The organism is Listeria sp. SHR_NRA_18 (assembly GCF_003856515.1).
In the GTDB taxonomy this organism is placed as follows: Bacteria; Bacillota; Bacilli; order Lactobacillales; family Listeriaceae; genus Listeria_A; species Listeria_A newyorkensis.
The window spans coordinates 26,564-46,589 of the sequence record NZ_QPKR01000002.1 but is presented as its reverse complement, the minus strand read 5'-3'; the positions used below and the strand labels follow the sequence as shown (position 1 = coordinate 46,589).

Genomic DNA, 20,026 nt, shown 5'->3' with positions numbered 1-20,026 from the left:
CCGAAACGAGATGGGCGACTACTAAAAAAGGTGGAGATTTAATGGAAGCGACAGGAAGAATATCGACGGAACAGCCATTGAAAGCAATGGTGCCATGGAAAGAACGAATTAGTTACGGTTTAAGTGATACAGCATGTAATCTAGCATTTCAAGTTATTTCGACCTATTTAATGTTTTTCTATACAGACGTTTACGGACTAAGCGCGGCCGCAGTTGGAACGCTATTTCTAGTCGCGCGCGTGATCGATGCCTTTGATGGACCGATTATCGGGATTTTCATCGATCGCACCAATACACGCTGGGGCAAAAGTCGACCATTTTTCCTCTGGTTCGCGATTCCATTTGGCCTCATGTGCGTGTTAACCTTTACGACACCAGGCTTTGACGACGCCGGAAAATTGGCATGGGCATATATCACATATATTTTAGTAGGTATTTTATATTCTTGCGTGAATTTGCCGATCACATCGATTTTGCCAAGTTTGACGAATAATCCGCAAGAAAGAACGGTTTTGGGAACAATTCGCCAATTTGGTGGCACGCTAGGACAAATCATTGTAACCGTATTCACATTGCCAATCGTAGCAGCACTCGGAAAAGGAGACGACCAAAAAGGCTTTTTCCTCACGATTTTGATTTTTTCCATCGTGGCGGTGGTATTATTACTGAACACTTTCTTCAACACGAAAGAACGGATTGAAAACGTGCAAAAAGTGGTGCGCGTGAAAGACAGTATAAAAGCGATTAAGCGCAACTGGCCATGGGCAATCATGATTTTGATGAACTTCATTTATTGGATGGCTATGACGATGAAAAACCAAACGACGATTTACTTCTTCAAGTACAATTTGGGACGTGAAGATTTGGTGCCGATGATTATGGCGCTGGCGTTTGGCTCACTTTTGACATTGCTGATGACGCCTGCTGTAGCGGGAAGATTGGGCAAACGAAACACGATGGTCGGCGGACTTGTTTTGGCGATTATTGGGCAAGTGATTATGGGCGTTGGGGCATATAGCTTGAGCGTGCCGATTATCATTGTCGGCGTTGTGATTAACGCGTTTGGAACTGGATTTATCTCCGGATTGCTTTCAGTTATGCTTGCTGATACCGTCGATTATGGCGAGTGGAAAAGCGGTGTGAGAGCACAAGGTTTGCTGACTTCCGCATCAAGCTTCGGCGCGAAATTCGGAATGGGAATTGGTGGCGCGATGACTGCAGGAATTTTAGCGGCGGGTGGTTATCAAGCGAATAAAGTCCAATCCGCGAGCGCGCTACATGCGATTGAGTTCAATTTTATTTGGATTCCGATTGTCGGCTTTGCGATTGCAGCGATTGCGTTGATGTTCTATAAAGCAGATAAGCAGGAGAAAATGTATCTTGTGGAACTGGCGGAACGGAATCGGAAGTTGAGAGAAGAGAAATAATGAGACGGGCCACTCCGAAATTGGGGTGGTTTTCGTGTGTTATACTTTTAGAAAAAGCAAGGAGGCGAATTTCATGGCGATGATTAGTCCACTAGCGACCCCGCATGATTTTGAAAGTTTTGTGAATCCCGGTGAGGAGAGATGGAACAGCAGAGAAGGCGCAGAAATCACGACGGTAGTTGTTCATCACATGGCTAAAACGGATTTTGATGATGTCCCTGAGGTTTGGCGAGAACGGGAAGCTTCGGCGCACTATGGCATTGGACCAAGCGGGGAAATACGGGCGTATGTTGGCGAGGACAAGAGGGCTTGGCACGCACGAGCGGCGAATTCTTATTCGATTGGGATTGAGTGTTGTAATGTTACGGAAGCGCCGGATTGGAAGGTGAGTGAAGCGACGATTGATTCGCTGGTGACGCTGATTCGAGATATTAATACGCGGTACGGTAGGAAGATGCGGATCGTTGGGCATCAATGTGCGGAGGGGAATTCGGTGGATACGACGGAGTGTCCGGGGCCGGGTTTGGTTCCGAGATTAAAAGGAATTATTCAGCGGGTGAATGGGCGATTTTGAGTTGAAATTTAAGCTTACGTTTTTATACATTTTTAGCACTAATTAGGAAAAGGCTAAACTAACAATCAACACGTCCTCACTAATCACGATTCCTAAAATACAGGCCATCAGCGTTTTCACGACGTTTTTGGTCTATATTTTTTGTTTAGTATCTTTCTATACATTATTTTTATAATATTTTGACTATTATCGTGTAGTCGTTTACAATAACACTTGATACTAAATAAAGGGAGTTGGGAAAAGTGAGGGAAAACAAGTTTCAAAAATTTATAACAGCATTTATATCAGGAGTCGTGATGCTAAGTATTCCGCTGTTGACAGCATATGCGTCGGTAAGCCAAAATGTGAATATCAAATTTCAGCATGAGGTAGTAAACGGTGCTAAAAACGGTAAATACCACAAACTCAAAAAAGGATACGCGAATTTACAACTCATTGTTTCGGCTGAGGGAAAGGTCGCTACGCCAGTTACTATAACGCTTAAAAAAGAAAGATTCGGTTTTGATTCATCATATGGTACGAGGACCTTCATACCAGGAAAAAGCTATACTGGAAAAACTACAACGCATCAATATTACATAGACGGCGATTCTTCTAAGTACTATCTAATTGCTAACAAAGACAATCGCTACTACTGGATAACCGCAAATGGCACACTCAAAAACAAATAGGCAGGTGAGATTAACGTGACGATAAAAGCCGAATTACTGCTCGTTATAGCGCCGCTGATTTATATTCCATTTTTGATCAGCTGTATAAGACACAAAGCGCCAGTCGAAAAAATTGTTTTTAAAAGCTTCCTATTTGTTTATTTGGCGGGTGTTGTTGGTTTTACGTTGTTCCCAATCGAGCTTGAGCCAGAGCTTCGGGAGACTATGTTTACGAATCTGCGGTGGATTAACGTAGTACCGTTTGCGACGATTAGCGAGATATATGTGTATCGAAATGTGGATAATTACGGCACGGTTTTTCAGGTCGTTGCGAACATTATTATGTTTATTCCGCTTGGATGTCTGTATCCACTATGCTCGAAATATCGTGTGACGTGGAAGCGGATGTTGGTGACGGTGCTTATTTTCACCCTTGCAATCGAGATGGCGCAGCTGATTCAGAATCTTTTATACCAAGCTATCCCGCATTCCATTGACGTGGATGACCTCATGCTTAACACGGCAGGCGGCATGATTGGGTTCGCGATATTTTACGTCTGCAAGCCGCTTTTTCGGAAATGGAATGTGTATGAATTTTAGGATGGTGAAAAGAATAGTACTGGTTCTTGGAATCCTGCTAGCTGGCCTGTGTCTCTACGTGGGAATTCTGTGGGTAAAGAATGTCTGGCCTATTGGCGATACTTCGCTAAAAAATGAGGGGGTCGGCAATTTAGTCATTGGAATGGACGAGTCGCAAATGACGCAGTATTATCCTGAATTTGCATATGACAGTGGCGTGTACTACTTCCATGATGCAGATGGGTTTATTGTGACGACAGATTCTAAAACTAAAAAAATTGTATGTATGGAGCTCCGGGATAAGATTGATGGACAAACTTTTACGACAAAAAAAGGAATCGGGATTGGCAGTAGTTTTGCGGATGTTCAGCGGAAATAGGGGGCTAATTACAGAAAGAAAAATACGGAGATATATGGTGACATGGTTGAATTTCAGGACTCTAACACAAATCAAAAGATAGGTTTTGGAATGGATTACAAAAATGGTAGAGTGACAGTTGTCGTGCTGTATGACTATGAAAAATATAAATTTCCGTATTAAGCTGTGTTATACTTCTCGTATAGGTAAGTGATTACTAATCAGAGAGAAGAACCCATGAATAAGAATGATCTATTTTTCAAACAGGTTGCTTAATATTGTAGATTCTTTACCAGGTTTTATGACCCAGTAAGGACATTCTATGTTACCAAAACAAAGCCCAAATCTCCGACCAGAGATTTGGGCTTTGTTGCATCATTTATAATCTTTCCCCATCCGATAATGCCCACCAATCTTCGGAATCACGAACTCTTCTCCAACCGAATAGAATCCCATTTTCTCATAAAATCCAGTGGCTATCACGCGTGCATTACACCAAAGCAAGTCGGCGTCACGTCGCGCCAGCTCTTCCTCCGCGAACACAATCACAGCTTTTCCAAGTCCGCGCAATCGTGCGTTGGAATCGCTCGCCATGCCGCGTAAACGGTACTGTTTTTCACCTTTAAAATGGTTATCTGATTCTTCGTAAAAACTCCCAATCGCAACCAGTTTCTCGTCGTCATCAAACACGCCAACATGAAACGTCGTCTGATCCTCGTCTCCGGGGTAGACAAGTGCCTCCACTGGGTGATCTGGAATTAGCACGCGGTGGCGCAAATCGTGTGTTTGGGTGGCCTCTATAAACCGTGTCTCCATCTATACCATTCCCTCTCTCAAAAGCAAGTTACTTGGAATGATTGTACCCAATTTTGCGGGATTTGGCAACGATTATTGTGCGGTTTTCGCGAATTCTGCGTCGCGCAGGGCTACTCGGCGAACTTTTCCGGAATCGGTTTTTGGCAAACTTTCTACAAATTCAATGCGGCGTGGATATTTATACGGTGCGGTGTGTTCTTTCGTGAAGTTCTGCAGCTCTTTCACAAGCGTCGCATCCCCAACAAAACCGTCTTTCAAAACGATGAACGCCTTCACAACCGTACCGCGAATCTCATCGGGGCTCGCTACAACCGCTACTTCTTTCACGCTCGGATGATTTGTCAACGCATCTTCCACCTCAAACGGTCCAATTGTATATCCGGAACTAATAATAATATCGTCATTGCGGCCTTGGAACCAGTAATAATCGTCCTCATCACGATACGCGCGGTCGCCGGACACGAAATAATCGCCGCGAATCGCTTTTTCCAGACGCTCAGGTTCTTTGTAATATTCTTGGAACAGCGCTGGGAAATCCTTGCGCATCGCGATATCGCCAATTTCGCCGACACCAACAGGCTGGCCATTTTCATCAATAATCGCCATGTACTCCGGCATAATCGGCTTGCCCATCGACCCCGGACGAATCGGAAACTCCACAAGCGTCCCAATCAGAAGCGTACTCTCGGTCTGGCCATAACCATCGCGAACCTTAATGTCAAAATTGTCTTGGAAAACCGTGATCACTTCGCGGTTCAGCGGCTCACCAGCAGAAACGGCGCTGCGCAAATGACTCAAATCATACGCACCCAAGTGATCTGCTTTCGCCATCAAACGGTATTCCGTCGGCGTACAGCACAACACGTTAATCTTCCTATCTTGCAAAAGTTCCAACTGTTTCGCGGGACGGAAACGACCGCTATAAATGAAACCCGTCGCGCCCTTACCTAGAACAGACAAGAACGGCGACCAAACCCATTTTTGCCAGCCAGGTCCAGCCGTTGCCCAAACCGTGTCGCCCTCGCGGATATCCAACCAGTGGTCCGCAGCGATCCGAATATGCGCGTAACCCCAACCATGCACGTGCACCACACCCTTCGGATTCCCCGTCGTGCCTGACGTAAAGGCCAGCAAACACGGATCATCCTTGCGCGTCGCTACCTTCTCAAACTCAGCGTCGGCATCCTCAACCAACCGCTCATAACTCTGCCAACCATCGCGCACACCGTCCGCACCAACAACAATCCGCGTCACGACACTTGGCGCGTCCACAATTTTATCAAATTCCGCAGTACAACTCGCGTCCGCAATCACAGCTTTCACGTTCGCATGATGAATCCGATACTCCAAATCGTGCGCCTTCAAAAGCTCTGAGGCCGGAATAATAATCGCGCCCGTCAGCCAAATCCCCATATAAACCGCGTACGTCTCAAGCAAGCGCGGCATCATCACGATCACGTGGTCGCCCTTCCCAATTCCAGCATCCTTGATCACATTCGCAAACCCGTTCGCCTGCTCCAACAAATGATGATATGACCATTCCTTCACATTCCCAGCCTCATTCTGCCAAATCAGCGCCGTCTTCTCCGAGTCAAATTGTGCAATCTCATCCGTAATATTATAAAATTCAGGGGCAATTAAATTTTCTGATTTCATTTGGTAACATCTCCTTGTTTTCAATTCGTTTTTTATGACCTAGTATTAATACATGGTACTATATGATTCCAACCAAAGCAAATAAAAGACACAAACCGCATCCCTATGCTAAAATAAAGAATAATCAAGAGGGGGAGAACAATTCATGTCTAAAGAAACCTACATGCGCGAGGCCCTAATCGAAGCCGAAAAAGCACGCGAAAAAGGAGAAGTCCCAATCGGCGCGGTTGTCGTGCTTAACGGGGAAATCATCGGACGCGCGCACAATCTCCGCGAAACAACGAAAAATGCCATCACGCACGCTGAAATTCTAGCCATCCAAGACGCCTGCAAAAACCAAGATGCCTGGCGACTCGAAGGCGCGGAACTCTATGTCACGCTCGAACCATGCCCAATGTGCAGCGGCGCGATTTTACTCTCCCGTATTGCCACCGTCTACTACGGAGCTGCCGATCCAAAAGCTGGAACTGCCGGAACACTCATGAACCTACTCCAAGATTCGCGCTTCAATCACCAGTGCGAGGTCGAATCAGGAATCCTAGTGGATGAATGCGGTGCCATTTTAACGAACTTTTTCCGAGATTTGCGCGCGAAGAAAAAACAGCAAAAGAAGCCTTAATACCTATTTTAATGCAATTAACATCCATTATACTGTTTTATGTGAAAAAATGCGCAATAAACTGATGCCACTCAATTGAGCCACCCGACTCATTTCGAGCCTCCACGTTTTCCCTTATGAAAATAGAACCAAAAGAACTAAACAAATCTAGGGCAAAATGAGATAGAATAAGAACTAGGTAAAACTTATTCTAATGAACCGAGCTGTACATATTTATGTGAGAAAATAGACAAAGCCTGAAAAATAGAAATTTTTCACGGTAAACAGGGGATTTTCACATGTTTCTTTTCTTACAAAATCATTTGTGAATTAAAACACAACCAACTGCAATAGTATTCGCAGTTTTTCACAAGCGATTAACGTGTATAGTATACAATCGGCAAATTATGATAACGCTAAACAAAAGGGGTTAAACGCCCAAATAACACAAAAGGAGGAAAAAAGGTGGATAAACTTTTCTTAGCTAGACTTCAGTTCGGATCAACAACCGTTTTCCATTTCTTATTTGTACCGCTTTCTATTGGACTTGTATTTATGGTTGCTCTTATGGAAACGTTGTATGTTGTGAAGAAAAAAGAAATCTACAAAAAAATGTCGAAGTTTTGGGGGCATTTGTTCTTAATTAACTTCGCGGTAGGGGTAGTAACAGGGATTATTCAGGAATTCCAATTCGGGATGAACTGGTCGGATTATTCGAGATTCGTAGGGGACGTATTTGGGGCACCGCTTGCTATTGAAGCGCTACTTGCTTTCTTTATGGAATCGACATTTATCGGACTTTGGATCTTCGGTTGGGATCGCTTGAACAAGAAATTACATTTGGCGTGTATTTGGCTTGTTGCACTTGGAACGGTTTTCTCCGCGTTCTGGATTTTAGCGGCGAACTCATTCATGCAACATCCAGTAGGGTTCCAAGAAATCAATGGACGTGCGGAAATGAACGATTTCTGGGCGCTTATTACGAATGGACAGTTACTTGTGGAGTTCCCACACGTTATCTTTGGTGCGTTCGCGACGGGGGCGTTCTTTGTAGCCGGGGTCAGCGCGTACAAATTACTTAAAAAGCAAGATGTGGACTTTTTCCGAAAATCGTTCCAGATCGCGCTCGTTCTCGTTATTATCGGTGGTTTTGGTACGGCCTTCAGTGGTCACCAACAAGCGCAATATCTTGTTAAAACGCAACCGATGAAAATGGCGGCGACGGAAGGGATTTGGGAGGATACAGCCGATCCGGCACCGTGGACGATGATCGCGGGGATTGATGTGGAAAACCAGAAAAACACGTGGGAAGTCAATATTCCATACGCGTTAAGTTTCCTTTCTTACTCGACGTTCTCTGGTAGCGTGCAAGGTATGAAATCGCTACAGGCAGAGTATCAAGAGAAGTATAAAGATCGTTTCGGGGCGGACATGAACTACATTCCACCTGTTAAAACGTCCTTCTGGAGCTTCCGGATTATGGTGCTTTCAGGGATGTTGATGATTCTATTCGGCTTGTGGGGAGCTTTCCTTGCATGGCGCAAAAAATTAACGACTTCAAAAGTGTATCTACGTCTGATGATTCCGATGATTGCTTTCCCATTCATCGCGAACTCGATGGGTTGGATTATGACGGAAGTTGGACGGCAACCGTGGGTGGTCTTTGGCTACATGTCAACGGCGGACGGAGTTTCACCGAACGTTTCGGCGGGCTCGATTTTGTTCTCACTCATTGCGTTTTCAGCGATTTATTTAGCGCTCGCGATTGTACTCGTATGGCTATTTATTCGCGAAATTAAGGCTGGACCTGACGCGCATAATCACGATAAGAAAAAAGGCAAAAAAGAACCAGCGTCTGTCGATCCATTTGATTTAAAGGGGGCGAATTAAGATGGAATTAAACGAACTGTGGTTCCTTTTAGTTGCTGTACTTTTCATCGGCTTTTTCTTCTTGGAAGGTTTTGACTTCGGTGTTGGGATTTCGACTCGTTTTGTGGCTCGGAATGATTTGGAGCGTCGTGTTTTAATCAATACGATTGGACCGTTCTGGGATGCAAATGAGGTTTGGTTGCTGACGGCTGGGGGCGCGATTTTTGCGGCGTTTCCTAACTGGTATGCGACGATGTTTAGTGGGTATTACATTCCACTTGTGTTCTTCTTGCTGGCGCTCATTGGCCGTGGTGTTTCGTTTGAATTCCGTGGGAAACATGATACAAAAGCTTGGGTGAAGACGTGGGATTGGGTTATTTTTATCGGTAGTATTTTGCCGCCGTTCTTACTTGGCGTCTTGTTCTCGTCACTTGTTGCGGGGATGCCGATTAATAGTGAAATGAATATGAATGCAGGATTCTTTGATTACATTACGCCGTTCTCGCTTATGGGTGGGTTGACTGTGACGCTGATTTGTTACTTCCACGGTTTGCTGTTTATTACGCTTCGTACGCATGATGATCTTCGTGAGCGCGCGACTCGTATTGCAAAACGGATGTGGTTTGTAACGGTTCCTGTCCTTGCGATTTTCGTCGTGATGGCGTTCTTCTATACAGATATTTTCCAAGCTCGTCCGATTTTGTTGCCGATTATGATTGGCGCAACGGTCGTGTTCTATGTAATCTCTGCGCTTGCTCTTTGGAAGGGCCGCGAAGGTTGGGCGTTTGCCTTTAGTGGACTTGGAATTGTTGGGACGATCGGTGCGATTTTTGCAGGATTATTCCCGCGTGTAATGATTAGTTCGACAAGCTCGTTGTATGATTTAACGATTCATAATGCAGCATCCGGCGATTATTCGCTAAAAGTAATGACAATCGTGGCTCTGACGCTTTTGCCGTTTGTACTAGGTTATCAAATCTGGAGCTATTATGTGTTCCGCAAGCGTGTATCCAGTAAGGAGAAAATGACGTACTGATGGGTAGAGATTTATTGAAATACCAAGGTATAAAACCGATCCTTGCCGTGCTAGCCGTCCTGACTTTGATTCAGGGCGCGGCTATCATTGCGATGGCGAAATACTTAGCAACTGCGATTACGACGCTGTTTCACGGAGATCCGTGGGGTGACGCGCTGTTCGATTTAGGCCTCTTTGCGGGGGCTTATCTCGTACGGCATTTTTTGAATGTATGGAAACGCAAAATTGTGTATGATTATGCTGCGAAAACGGGGACGGCGATGCGTGAGGCGTTGCTTTCGAAACTGTTTTTACTTGGGCCGCGCTTTACGAGTGCGGAGGGGACAGGGAAAGTCGTGACGATGGTCATGGAAGGTGTCGCTGATTTCCGACGTTATTTGGAGCTGTTTTTGCCGAAATTGATGAACATGTCGATTATTCCGGCGATGATTTTAATCTACGTATTTATAGAAGATACGACGTCGGGCGTGATTCTGATTCTGACGTTGCCGATCTTGATTCTGTTTTTGATTATGATTGGGCTGGCTACGAGGGCGCAGGCGGATCGTCAGTTTGAGACGCATCGGGTTTTGTCGAATCATTTTGTGGATTCGTTGAAGGGCCTTGAGACATTGAAGTATCTGGGAATTAGTCGCTCGCATGAGGGGAATATTGCGAAGGTGAGTGAGGATTATCGGAAGGCGACGATGGGGACTTTGCGGATGGCGTTTTTGTCTTCGTTTGCGCTGGACTTCTTTACGATGCTGTCGGTCGCGACGGTGGCGGTGTTTCTTGGGCTGGGCTTGATTGAGTCCACGATGATTTTGCAGCCGGCACTGGCGATTCTGATTTTGGCGCCGGAGTATTTTTTGCCGGTTCGTGAGGTTGGCTCGGATTATCACGCGACGCTGGACGGGCAAGAGGCTGGGCGTGTGATTCAGGAGATTATTGATAAGGACATGACGGAGGTCGCGACGGGTCAGGTTTTGGATTTTGATGCGAATACGTCGTTTGCTTTGGAAAATGTGACGGTGCAACATCAGCCGGATTCACAGGCTTCACTTGATGCGGCGAATTTTACGGTGTCGGGTTTTGAAAAGATTGGGATTATTGGTGCGACGGGGGCTGGGAAGTCAACGATGATCGATGTTCTGAGTGGTTTTTTGGAGCCGACGGACGGTGCGTTTTTGTGGAATGAGGAGGAGCATGTGGGATTGCGTGATGCGGCTTGGCAGAGTCAGGTGACGTATATTCCGCAGCATCCTTATTTGTTCCATGAAACTGTGCGGGAAAATATTCGTTTTTATGCACCGGATAGTGATGATGCCAAAGTGGAACGGGCGGCGAATGCGGCGGGCTTGCGCGATTTAGTGGCGGATCTTGACGCGGGTTATGATACGCTTGTTGGTGAGGCTGGGCGTGTGCTTAGTGGTGGCCAGGAGCAGCGAATTGCGATTGCGCGGGCTTTTCTTAGTGATCGCCGGATTGTGCTGATGGATGAGCCGACTGCGCATTTGGATATTGAGACGGAGTATGAGTTGAAGCAGCCGATGCTTGATTTGTTCGCGGATCGCCTTGTCTTTTTTGCGACGCATCGTTTGCATTGGATGCTTGAAATGGACCGGATTATTGTGTTGGATCATGGCGCGATTGTGGAAGTTGGTACGCACGCGGAATTACTCGCGAAAAATGGCTTTTATGCGAAGTTAATCAAAGCCCAATTGGAGGAGATCTGATGAGACAAAGTAGCTGGATTGGGCCTTATATTAAACAAAATCGGATGCTTTTCCTCTGGGTTATTTTGCTTGGTTTGCTCACCGTTTTTTCAACGGGGGCGTTGATGTTTACGTCGGGGTATTTGATTTCGACGGCGGCAACGATTCCGGAGACGATTTTATTGATTTATGTGCCGATCGTTGGGGTTCGGGCATTTGGAATTATGCGTGCGGTATCGCGGTATATTGAACGGCTGGCGAGTCATTCGCTCGTTCTGCGGATTTTGGCGAAGATGCGTGTGCGTTTGTACCGAATCATTGAACCGCAGGCGTTGTTGATGCGTTCGCGTTACCGGACGGGAGATATTTTGGGGCTTCTTTCGGATGATATTGAGCATTTGCAAAATTACTATTTGACGACGCTGTTGCCGAATATCGTGGCGATGGTTTTGTATGGCGGGATTGTGATTTCACTCGGCGTCTTTTCGATACCGTTTGCGATTTTATTTTTCGCGTATATTGCGCTTCTTGTGCTAGTGATGCCTTGGATTTCGTTACTTTACGCGCGCGGGAAAAATGCGTACATGAAGCAGGAGCGGAATAAGTTGTATCAAAAGTTCACGGATGCGGTGTTCGGGATTAGTGACTGGATGTTTAGTGGTCGTGAAAAAGGCTTTATCGCGGATTATGAGGCGGACGAGAAGGAGCTTTTGGCGGCGGAGACGAAGCAGGCGCGTTTTGCAACGTTGCGGGACTTTGTTGGGCAGCTGATTATTGGTGTCATGGTGCTTTCGATGGTGTATTGGACGAACCGGCAAGTCGTGGATGGCGTTTTTGAACCGACGTTTATTGCGGCGTTTGTGTTGGCGATTTTGGCATTGTCGGAGAGTTTTATTCCGGTGAGTAATGCGGTCAGTGATGGCTCGCTTTACAAGGATTCGATTGCGCGTTTGGAGGAAATCGAGGACGCGGAACTTCTGACTTGGGAAGAGGAAGGTGCGCTTGAAAAAATTGCGATCGATACGGAAAACGTGACTTTACGTACGGAAAAACTGACTTTTAGTTATGGGGAGTCGAAAGTACCGGTTTTGCGTGATTTGGATTTTGAGTTGACGCAGGGCGAGAAGGTCGCGATTTTGGGACGGAGTGGTACGGGGAAATCGACATTTTTGAAATTAGTGCAGGGGGCTTTGGCGCCGACATCGGGCTCGGTTACGTTGAATGGGGATGATGTGGCAAAACTTCGACCGCAGATTTCGGAGATGATTTCGATGCTGAACCAGAAGGCGCATTTGTTTAATACGACGGTGCTGAACAATATTCGGATGGGGAATCAGGATGCGACGGATGAGGAAGTGGCGGAGGTTGCGAAACAGGTGAAGCTGCACGACTTTATTATGAGCATGCCGGATGGGTATCATACGCAGATGACGGAGATGGGCGCGCGTTTTTCTGGTGGCGAACGGCAACGGATTGCGCTGGCTCGGATTTTACTGCAAGATACGCCGATTGTTGTGCTAGATGAGCCGACTGTTGGACTTGATCCGATTACGGAGAAGGAATTGCTCGGCACGATTTTTGAGACGCTGCAAGGGAAGTCGCTCGTTTGGGTGACGCATCATCTTGTCGGTGTGGAAAAAATGGATCGGGTGTTATTCTTGGAAAATGGCGATGTGATTATGGACGGGACGCATCAGGAATTGTTGCGGACCGAAGAGCGGTATCGTCATTTGTATGAATTGGATCGGCCAATCAAGCTGTGAAAAAAGTGATACAAAGTAATTTTTTTAACGTAGTAAAGACCTGTTTTTGTTGTTTTTGACAGCAAATGCAGGTTTTTCTTGGTTTTATAAAGAAATATGTGTTATTATTTACTTGTTGCATAAAAAGTCACAATTTCGACACATTTAACTTGCGATACATATGCATCTTATCGAACAAAAAATAGTGCTTTTTTAATTGCGTTAAGAAGCTCGTTTTGAGTGGACGGCGTTCTTATATAAACATCTTGAAAGGGCTTACGATTTTATTGGACTCAGCGGAGAATGACAATAAAAACACAGGCCATCCTAGATTCAGCAACATGTTGTGCAGTGCGGGAACTGTGCAAATAAATGAAGAGGGGATATTTAGAGATGAAAAAGGCAGTAGTTTTTACGGTTTTGGTGATGTTAGTTATGTTTCAATTTGTGTCGGTTATTCCAGCGAGTGCGGATGGTGTCGCGGATGGATTTGTGAAGGATGTTACAATTGAAAAGCAGGATGGAATTTCTGATGGTGATTTGAAGGTCGTGTATGCCTGGGAGTCTGGGATGGGCGTTGTGGAGGCTGGGACTGATACGGTCTTGGAGTTGCCTGAAAATCTAATTGTTGCAAAACAGGTAGTGGACTTGAAGGATGTGTCGGGGATAGTGTACGGGAAGGCAACGATGGACCCGGTTGCCCGGAAAATGGAAATCAAGGTGGATACGGAGATTCCTCGTTCGGCGAGTGGGAATTTGTCGTTTTTGGCGAATGTGGAGAATAAAGAGGCTGACGTGAAGCTGGCGTTTGATATGGGGGCGAAGTCAAAAGAGGTAACGGTTCCGATGAAAGCTGCGCCAAAATTGAAAATGGGGAAAAAAGCAATTACCGGGTCTGTGCTTACGGACGTGGCGTTGACGGATAAGGATGGAAACGCTTTTACGGAGGGGAATCGGCTTACGGTGGATTCGGCGGCGAATATTTATTTTGAATGGGCGTTGTTGGATGAGTGGAACGTGCAGGGCGGCGATACGTATACGTTTGAGTTGCCTGATATTTTCAAATTGTACTCGAATGTGACGGGGTCGCTTGGGGATTATGGGACGTTTGTTGCGCATACGGACGGGACGGTAGTCATGACTTTTAATGAAAATGTTGCACTCGATTCGGGCGTGACTGGATCGCTGCAATTCAATACGAAGTTTGATTTGTCGAAAGTGGATACGTCGACTTCGCAAGTTGTGGAGTTTCCAGTGGAGGATTCGGATAGTTTGACGCTTCATTTTATGCCTGAAAATGGGAAGGATATAGATAAAACGGGCGTGGCGAATCGGGCGTTTAGTCCGGATGGTTTGAATTGGAAGATTCAGGTGAATGGGAAGCAGAACGTGATGCAGGACGCGGTTTTGAAGGATGCGATTCCGGATGGTTTGGTGCTTGATGCGGATAGTATTGAGGTTTATCGTTTGGATGTGTTTATGGATGGGAGTTCGAAGGTTGGCGAGCTTGCGGATGCTTCGGAGTATACGATTGTGAACACGGATGATGGATCGCTTGAGATTCGGTTTGCGGATGGATCGACTGCTGCGTATGAAGTGCGATACAAGACGGCGATTGAGGATATGAGCAAGGTTGATTTTACGAATGTGGCGACTTTTGAAAATGGTGGGAAGACAGTGACGGATTCGGCGACGGTTCCGATTAAGCGCGGGGAGCATTTGAATAAGCGTGGTACGTTCGATCCGAAGACGCAGCGTGTGAAGTGGACGATTGAGTATAATTTTGATGGGATGAGTGTGGCGCAGCAGGATGCGGTTTTGCATGATTTGTTTGATGGGACGCATAGTCTTGTGGACGGCTCGATTGTTGTGAAGCATGTGAGTATTGATGCGGACGGGAACGCGGTTGCCGGGGATGTGGTTCCTGCTGAGGATTATGTGGTGACGCCGGTTGTGAATGGGACGCAAAATGGGTTTGATTTGCAGTTTAATGACGGGGTACAGACGGCTTATGTGATTACGTATGAGACGGAAATGACGGACGCGAATGCGGATTTGACGACGGTTGTGAACGAGGTAGAAACACCGAATGCACCGCCTAAGAAAACGACGGTAAGCGTTGTGGCGCATAGTATTACGAAGCAATTGGTGGATGCGGATTATAGTTCAAAAACGATGAAGTGGGAGCAGCATATCAATGTGCATAATTATGCGATGGATAATGCGGTGATTCGGGATACTTTTGCTTCGGGTGGTTTGACTTTATTGCCGGAAACGTTGAAGTTGGTCGATGGTGAAAAAGTGTTGACGGAGGGCGTGGATTATACACTGAGCTCGCATGCGGGCGGTTTTGAAATCGCGCTGATTGGGGATTACGCGAGTCAGATGACGCATGAGCTTGTTTTGACGTACGCGACTTCTTTTCAATTTGAGGATATTCAAAATGGCTCGGTTTTTAAAAATGATACGAAATTAGAGTGGAAGTTGGGCAGTGGGAAGAAATCGAGTACGGATTCGGTGACGGTTGACCCGGGGTATTATACGCAGAAAAATGGCTTTAAATTGGGGTCTTATGATGCGTTAAGCAAGGAGATTACGTGGACGGTTGGCTTTAATTTTAACTTGTTGACGATTGAAAAACCGATTTTGAAGGATGTTGTTCCGGATGAGCAGAAGCTGTTGCCGGAGACGGTGGAAGTGCATAAGATGGCGCTTGGCAAGGACCCGTATAGTTATTCGGATGGTGGTATAGTCGATGCGGATGCTTACACGCTTGATACGAGTGATAATACGGTGACAGTGACTTTCAAAAACGAGATTTCTGAGGCGTATTATGTGACTTTTAAGACGAGTATTGCGGATGGAAAAGTTTTGCCGGTGTATGAGAATTCGGCGACTTTGGCTGATGGGGACAAGGATTTGACGAAGGTGGATGGTTTTGTTACGATTCCGCATGGTGGCAATTATGTTAGCAAAAATGGCGTGCAAGATGGCGATAATATGCGCTGGGACGTGACGATTAATGCTGGGCAGTCGGTGATTCATAATGCAAAAGTGGTCGATACGCCGAGTAATAATCAGATTTTACTGCCGGAAACGATTCATTTGTATCACACGGAAATGGCGGCGAATGGGAGTTTTGTGAAGGGCTCGGAGCTCGTTCAAGGTGAGGATTATGAGCTGGTTGTGCATCGGGATAGTGTGACGGGGGAGCAGTCGTTTGAGATTGTTTTTGCGGATACGATTTCGACGGCTTACTTGCTGAGTTACGAGACGTTTATTGATGCGGCGGACATGGAAGTGGTCAGCAACGGGATTCATTTGACGGGATCTAATTTGACGACGGAGCAAACGACGACTTCGGCGGACGTGATTGTTAGGACATCGGATGGATCGGGTGGTGCTTCGGGTGGACGCGGAACGTTGACGGTGCATAAGGTGGATCAGGCAACTTCGGAAAAATTGGCAGGCGCGGAGTTTGGCTTGTATAGCAAGGATGGGACAGTACTTTTGCGGACGGCGACATCCGATGAGTTTGGTGTTCTGACTTTTGCGTCGATTCGCTACGGGGAGTATGTCGTGAAGGAATTGACGGCGCCGACGGGGTATTTTAAATCGGAGAGCTCGGAGGCCGGGATTGTCGTTAAGATGGACGCGGCGAATAAAGATGTGACGGTTGTGAATGAGGCTTTTGTCGGTGAGGCGAGGCTCGTGAAGTATGAGAAAGGCACGACGGAACGCTTGGGGGGCGCGACTTTTAGCTTGATGAAGGGCGAGGAAGTCGTGTTGACGGATTTGAAAACAGATGAAAACGGTGAAATCGTAGTGCGTGATTTGGAGCCGGGAGATTATAGTTTTGTAGAGACGATGGCACCAGGTGGCTATAAAATCAATGAGGAACCGCAGTACTTCACGATTGGTGAGAAGCAGAACGCGCTGGTAAATGTGGTCGTGGAGGATGAATTGATTCTCGGAACGTTGGTTATTACGAAGCAAGACCAGACGTCAAAAATGCTACTTTCGGGTGCGATGTTTGATTTGGTGGACAAGGATGGAAACGTTGTGGAAGCTGGACTTGTCAGTGATTTTGAAGGGAAGATTGTGATTGATAATTTGCCGCTTGGGGAGTATAAACTTGTGGAAACGCAGGCGCCGACGGATTATCAATTGGACGCGACGGAGATTCCGATTGTGATTTCAAAAGCGACGGGGGATCAGAATGTGTATTACCAAACGGTGGATAATACACTGATAAAAGGTGGCGTTGTTTTGACGAAAATGGATAGCGTGGATGCCGCGAAACATTTGGCGGGGGCCGTTTTTGATTTGATGGATAGTGATGGGAATGTGATTCAGGCGAATTTGGTGACGGATGATTTGGGACAGATTGTTGTTGCGGATTTGGAGCCGGGGGATTATCAGTTTGTGGAAACTGCGGCGCCAGAGGGGTATAAGTTAGACGCGATGCCGATACCATTTTCGATTGTGAGGTCGCAACAGGAATTTGTGCATGTTGGGGTGAGCAATGTGATTTTGGATACGCCAGAGGAATTGCCGGAACCACCGACACCGGTCACGCCAGAGGAACTAGGAACACCAGTGAAGCCGGATCAAGAAGTGGTTCCGCCGAGAGATGAGTCACCAGAAACGGCAATTCGTGTCACACCAGAAAAAGTTACGCGAAATCAGATGGCGCAACCTATGACTCAAAAAATGACAGCGCATCGTTTGCCGAAAACTGGCGATACAGAAAATCAGACGCTAATCTGGATTGGTGGAGTTTTTATTTTGATGAGTGGTATTTATTTAAGCAAGCGTAGAAAATAATAGTGAATGGTGCTCTCGCGCATGACAGGTCGGTTTCCTGAAGTGCGCGGGAGCTTTTTTGTGAAGAAAGGCTTTACATTTCCGGTTAATTTTTATATAATTAAGGTACTTAATTAAGTCTTTTAAATATATTCCGGAGCGGTGAAATAAATGGAAAATAAGCATGTGGTGAAAGCGGCAAATTTGAATAGAATTCGGCGTATTTTGTTCAAATATGGCTCGGCGACGAAAGCGAAATTGGCGAGCGAGTCGGATATAAGTACGGTTACGGTGAATGGTCTCGTTAAGGAGCTTGTGGAGGCGGGCGAGTTTATCGGTGGGGAATTGATTCACCCTAAAATCGGGCGTCCGTCTGTGCATTATCATTTCAACTATAATTTTGAGCATTACGCGCTCCTTTCGATTCAAGAAACGGCCGGGAAATTACATATTGTGGCGCGAATTGTGAATATGCGTGGGGATGTAAAGCTGGCGAAGGATTATCCAATGGAAAATGTGAAAATTGACGCGGTTGTTGATGCTGCCACGGAAATTTTGGCGGAGGAAATTGCGATTTCTGGCATTGCGATCTCGATTCCTGGCAAAACGGTAGGTTCCAAAATCGCGGTTAGTTGGCATAATGCGCTCAACGGCTGGGATTTGGAAGCGGAAATTGGGAATCGTTTTGGCATTCCGGTTCATGTGGAAAATGACGCGAATTTGGCGACGATCGGTTATTGCAAGGCGATGAAAATCCCGGAATCGGATTATGTTGTTGGGATTTATTATTTGCCGATGAGTATGCCTGGCGCGAGTCTTTTTCACAATAATCAGCTTTTCAGAGGGCAGAATGGTTTGGCGGGGGAAGCCCGGTATTTGCCGCAGTTGATTGGTCAGGATTGTGCGAGCTCGTTTGCGGAATCGGTGCAGAATTTGTTGGAGATAATCGGGATTTATAACAGTCTTTTGGCACCGCATACGTTTGTGATTCACATGACGGGTTTGAGTCAGTCGGAGCTTATGACGCGGATTTCGGAGGATGGAATTTTGCAGGGACAGCCGAATGAGGCGCAATTTTTCTGTGCTGATTCGTTTGATGAGGATGTGATGGCGGGCTTGCAGTGGCTGGCGATGTCGGATTTGGCTTATCTTACTTGAGGAGTGTTGGCGATGAGGGGATTGCTGAGAGTGGAGAAACAGGAGTATCGGCGGGAATATGATGTGGGATATCGGTTGTCGCAGAACAGTTTGTATATGATGGCGCTTCATCAGGATGACGTCACGATAATTCCGATTCGAAAAATTTTGGCGACGTGTGAGCTGGATAATCGCGCTGGGATGCGGTTTCACGATGCGGGTTTTACGTATTGGATTCAAAATGAGGCATTGGTTGAAAAATTATGGGAAGTGGTGAAAACGGATGATTAAATTAGTGATTACGGATATGGATGGGACGTTTTTGGATAGTAAGGGTGCGTTTAATCGGGAGTTTTATCAGGAAGTGAAGGAATTGATGGCCCAGAAAAATGTGGCGTTCGCGGCTTGTACTGGGAAGCAATGTGACCGCGTGGAGGAAATGTTTGGACCGGCAGACACGAAGGATTTGTGGATTTTGGGGGATAGTGCGGCGCGGATTAAGCGGAACGGGGAGTTTGTTTATGAGTCGCTGATTCAAAATAAATTGGGGCTTGAGATGATTGCAAAATTGGAGGCATATCGTCTGGATTATGTGATTATTGCTTGTACTTCGGCGGGCGCGATTGTGAAGGATACGGTGCCGGATGAGATTTTTAATCGGATGAAGCATTCGTATTCGGAATTGCGTCGGGTTGCGGATTTTAACGAGATTGATGTTGATTTTGTGAAGATTTCCATTTATGATGTGAAAGAGGATAGTTTTCAGACGCGGACGCAGTTGGAGGACTTTTTTGATAAGGCGTATATCGTGGCGTCGGAAGGGGCTTGGATTGATATTTCGGATGTTGGCGTTCACAAGGGGACGACGGTGGCGAGATTGCAGGAGATTCTGGGCGTGACGCATGATGAGACGATGGTTTTCGGCGATGGGCTGAATGATTTGGAGCTGATGGAGGCTGGGCTTTATAGTTTTGCGATGCGGAATGGTTTTCCGGAAACGAAGGCAGCGGCGAATTTTATCGCGCGGTCGAACGATGAGGACGGCGTATTGTGGACGATTAAGCAGATTTTGACACTGCAGTAA

Annotated in this window: 16 protein-coding genes; 14 read left to right on the top strand and 2 right to left on the bottom strand. The window is 46.3% G+C overall.

Features of this window, described 5'->3' with window-relative positions; all coding sequences use genetic code 11:
• Window positions 1-41: 41 nt before the first annotated feature.
• The 5 genes from DUK53_RS04370 (at window position 42) to DUK53_RS04350 (ending at window position 3,609) form a co-directional block, all read left to right on the top strand.
• The gene (locus DUK53_RS04370; RefSeq protein WP_036132086.1) at window positions 42-1,427 is read left to right on the top strand and encodes a glycoside-pentoside-hexuronide (GPH):cation symporter; all 1,386 of its coding nucleotides are present in this window, start codon (window positions 42-44) and stop codon (window positions 1,425-1,427) included.
• A gap of 73 nt (window positions 1,428-1,500) precedes the next feature.
• Complete coding sequence (locus DUK53_RS04365) at window positions 1,501-2,001, top strand: peptidoglycan recognition protein family protein (RefSeq protein ID WP_052164934.1); 501 nt, start codon at window positions 1,501-1,503, stop codon at window positions 1,999-2,001.
• Between the two features lie 242 nt (window positions 2,002-2,243).
• Window positions 2,244-2,672, top strand: a complete 429-nt coding sequence (locus DUK53_RS04360; protein WP_036132085.1) for a hypothetical protein — start codon at window positions 2,244-2,246, stop codon at window positions 2,670-2,672.
• Window positions 2,673-2,687: 15 nt separating this feature from the next.
• Window positions 2,688-3,251 (top strand): VanZ family protein, encoded by a 564-nt coding sequence (locus tag DUK53_RS04355; protein WP_036132084.1) that lies wholly within the window; start codon window positions 2,688-2,690, stop codon window positions 3,249-3,251.
• 1 nt (window position 3,252) lies between these two features.
• Window positions 3,253-3,609, top strand: a complete 357-nt coding sequence (locus tag DUK53_RS04350) for a hypothetical protein (protein ID WP_124892580.1) — start codon at window positions 3,253-3,255, stop codon at window positions 3,607-3,609.
• Window positions 3,610-3,963: 354 nt separating this feature from the next.
• On the opposite strand, the gene DUK53_RS04345 is transcribed toward DUK53_RS04350, so the two are convergent.
• Together DUK53_RS04345 and DUK53_RS04340 are read right to left on the bottom strand one after the other, a co-directional pair.
• Entirely contained in the window at window positions 3,964-4,404 is a 441-nt protein-coding gene (locus DUK53_RS04345) for a GNAT family N-acetyltransferase (RefSeq protein ID WP_036132082.1), read from the bottom strand.
• Between the two features lie 72 nt (window positions 4,405-4,476).
• Window positions 4,477-6,060, bottom strand: coding sequence for an acetate--CoA ligase (locus DUK53_RS04340; protein ID WP_036132081.1), 1,584 nt, complete (start codon window positions 6,058-6,060; stop codon window positions 4,477-4,479).
• A 145-nt stretch (window positions 6,061-6,205) separates the two neighbouring features.
• Here DUK53_RS04340 and tadA point away from each other — a divergent pair, with 145 nt between their 5' ends.
• From tadA to DUK53_RS04295, 9 genes are all read left to right on the top strand, one after another.
• Window positions 6,206-6,679: a tRNA adenosine(34) deaminase TadA gene (tadA, locus tag DUK53_RS04335; protein ID WP_036132080.1), complete on the top strand. Its 474-nt coding sequence runs from the start codon at window positions 6,206-6,208 to the stop codon at window positions 6,677-6,679.
• Window positions 6,680-7,123: 444 nt separating this feature from the next.
• Window positions 7,124-8,548 (top strand): cytochrome ubiquinol oxidase subunit I, encoded by a 1,425-nt coding sequence (locus tag DUK53_RS04330; protein ID WP_036132079.1) that lies wholly within the window; start codon window positions 7,124-7,126, stop codon window positions 8,546-8,548.
• Window position 8,549: 1 nt separating this feature from the next.
• Window positions 8,550-9,563 (top strand): cytochrome d ubiquinol oxidase subunit II, encoded by a 1,014-nt coding sequence (gene cydB, locus DUK53_RS04325; RefSeq protein WP_036132078.1) that lies wholly within the window; start codon window positions 8,550-8,552, stop codon window positions 9,561-9,563.
• Complete coding sequence (gene cydD / locus DUK53_RS04320; protein ID WP_036132077.1) at window positions 9,563-11,278, top strand: thiol reductant ABC exporter subunit CydD; 1,716 nt, start codon at window positions 9,563-9,565, stop codon at window positions 11,276-11,278. Before cydB ends, cydD begins: the two co-directional genes overlap by 1 nt.
• Window positions 11,278-13,020: a thiol reductant ABC exporter subunit CydC gene (cydC, locus tag DUK53_RS04315; RefSeq protein WP_036132076.1), complete on the top strand. Its 1,743-nt coding sequence runs from the start codon at window positions 11,278-11,280 to the stop codon at window positions 13,018-13,020. Before cydD ends, cydC begins: the two co-directional genes overlap by 1 nt.
• A 372-nt stretch (window positions 13,021-13,392) precedes the next feature.
• Window positions 13,393-17,826 (top strand): LPXTG cell wall anchor domain-containing protein, encoded by a 4,434-nt coding sequence (locus tag DUK53_RS04310; protein WP_036132075.1) that lies wholly within the window; start codon window positions 13,393-13,395, stop codon window positions 17,824-17,826.
• A gap of 150 nt (window positions 17,827-17,976) precedes the next feature.
• On the top strand, window positions 17,977-18,963 hold the full coding sequence (locus DUK53_RS04305) for an ROK family protein (protein ID WP_036089283.1): 987 nt from the start codon (window positions 17,977-17,979) through the stop codon (window positions 18,961-18,963).
• 12 nt (window positions 18,964-18,975) lie between these two features.
• Window positions 18,976-19,233 carry a hypothetical protein gene (locus DUK53_RS04300; protein WP_036089274.1) on the top strand — a complete coding sequence of 86 codons (258 nt, stop codon included), beginning with the start codon at window positions 18,976-18,978 and terminating at the stop codon, window positions 19,231-19,233.
• Complete coding sequence (locus DUK53_RS04295) at window positions 19,226-20,026, top strand: HAD family hydrolase (protein ID WP_036132074.1); 801 nt, start codon at window positions 19,226-19,228, stop codon at window positions 20,024-20,026. Before DUK53_RS04300 ends, DUK53_RS04295 begins: the two co-directional genes overlap by 8 nt.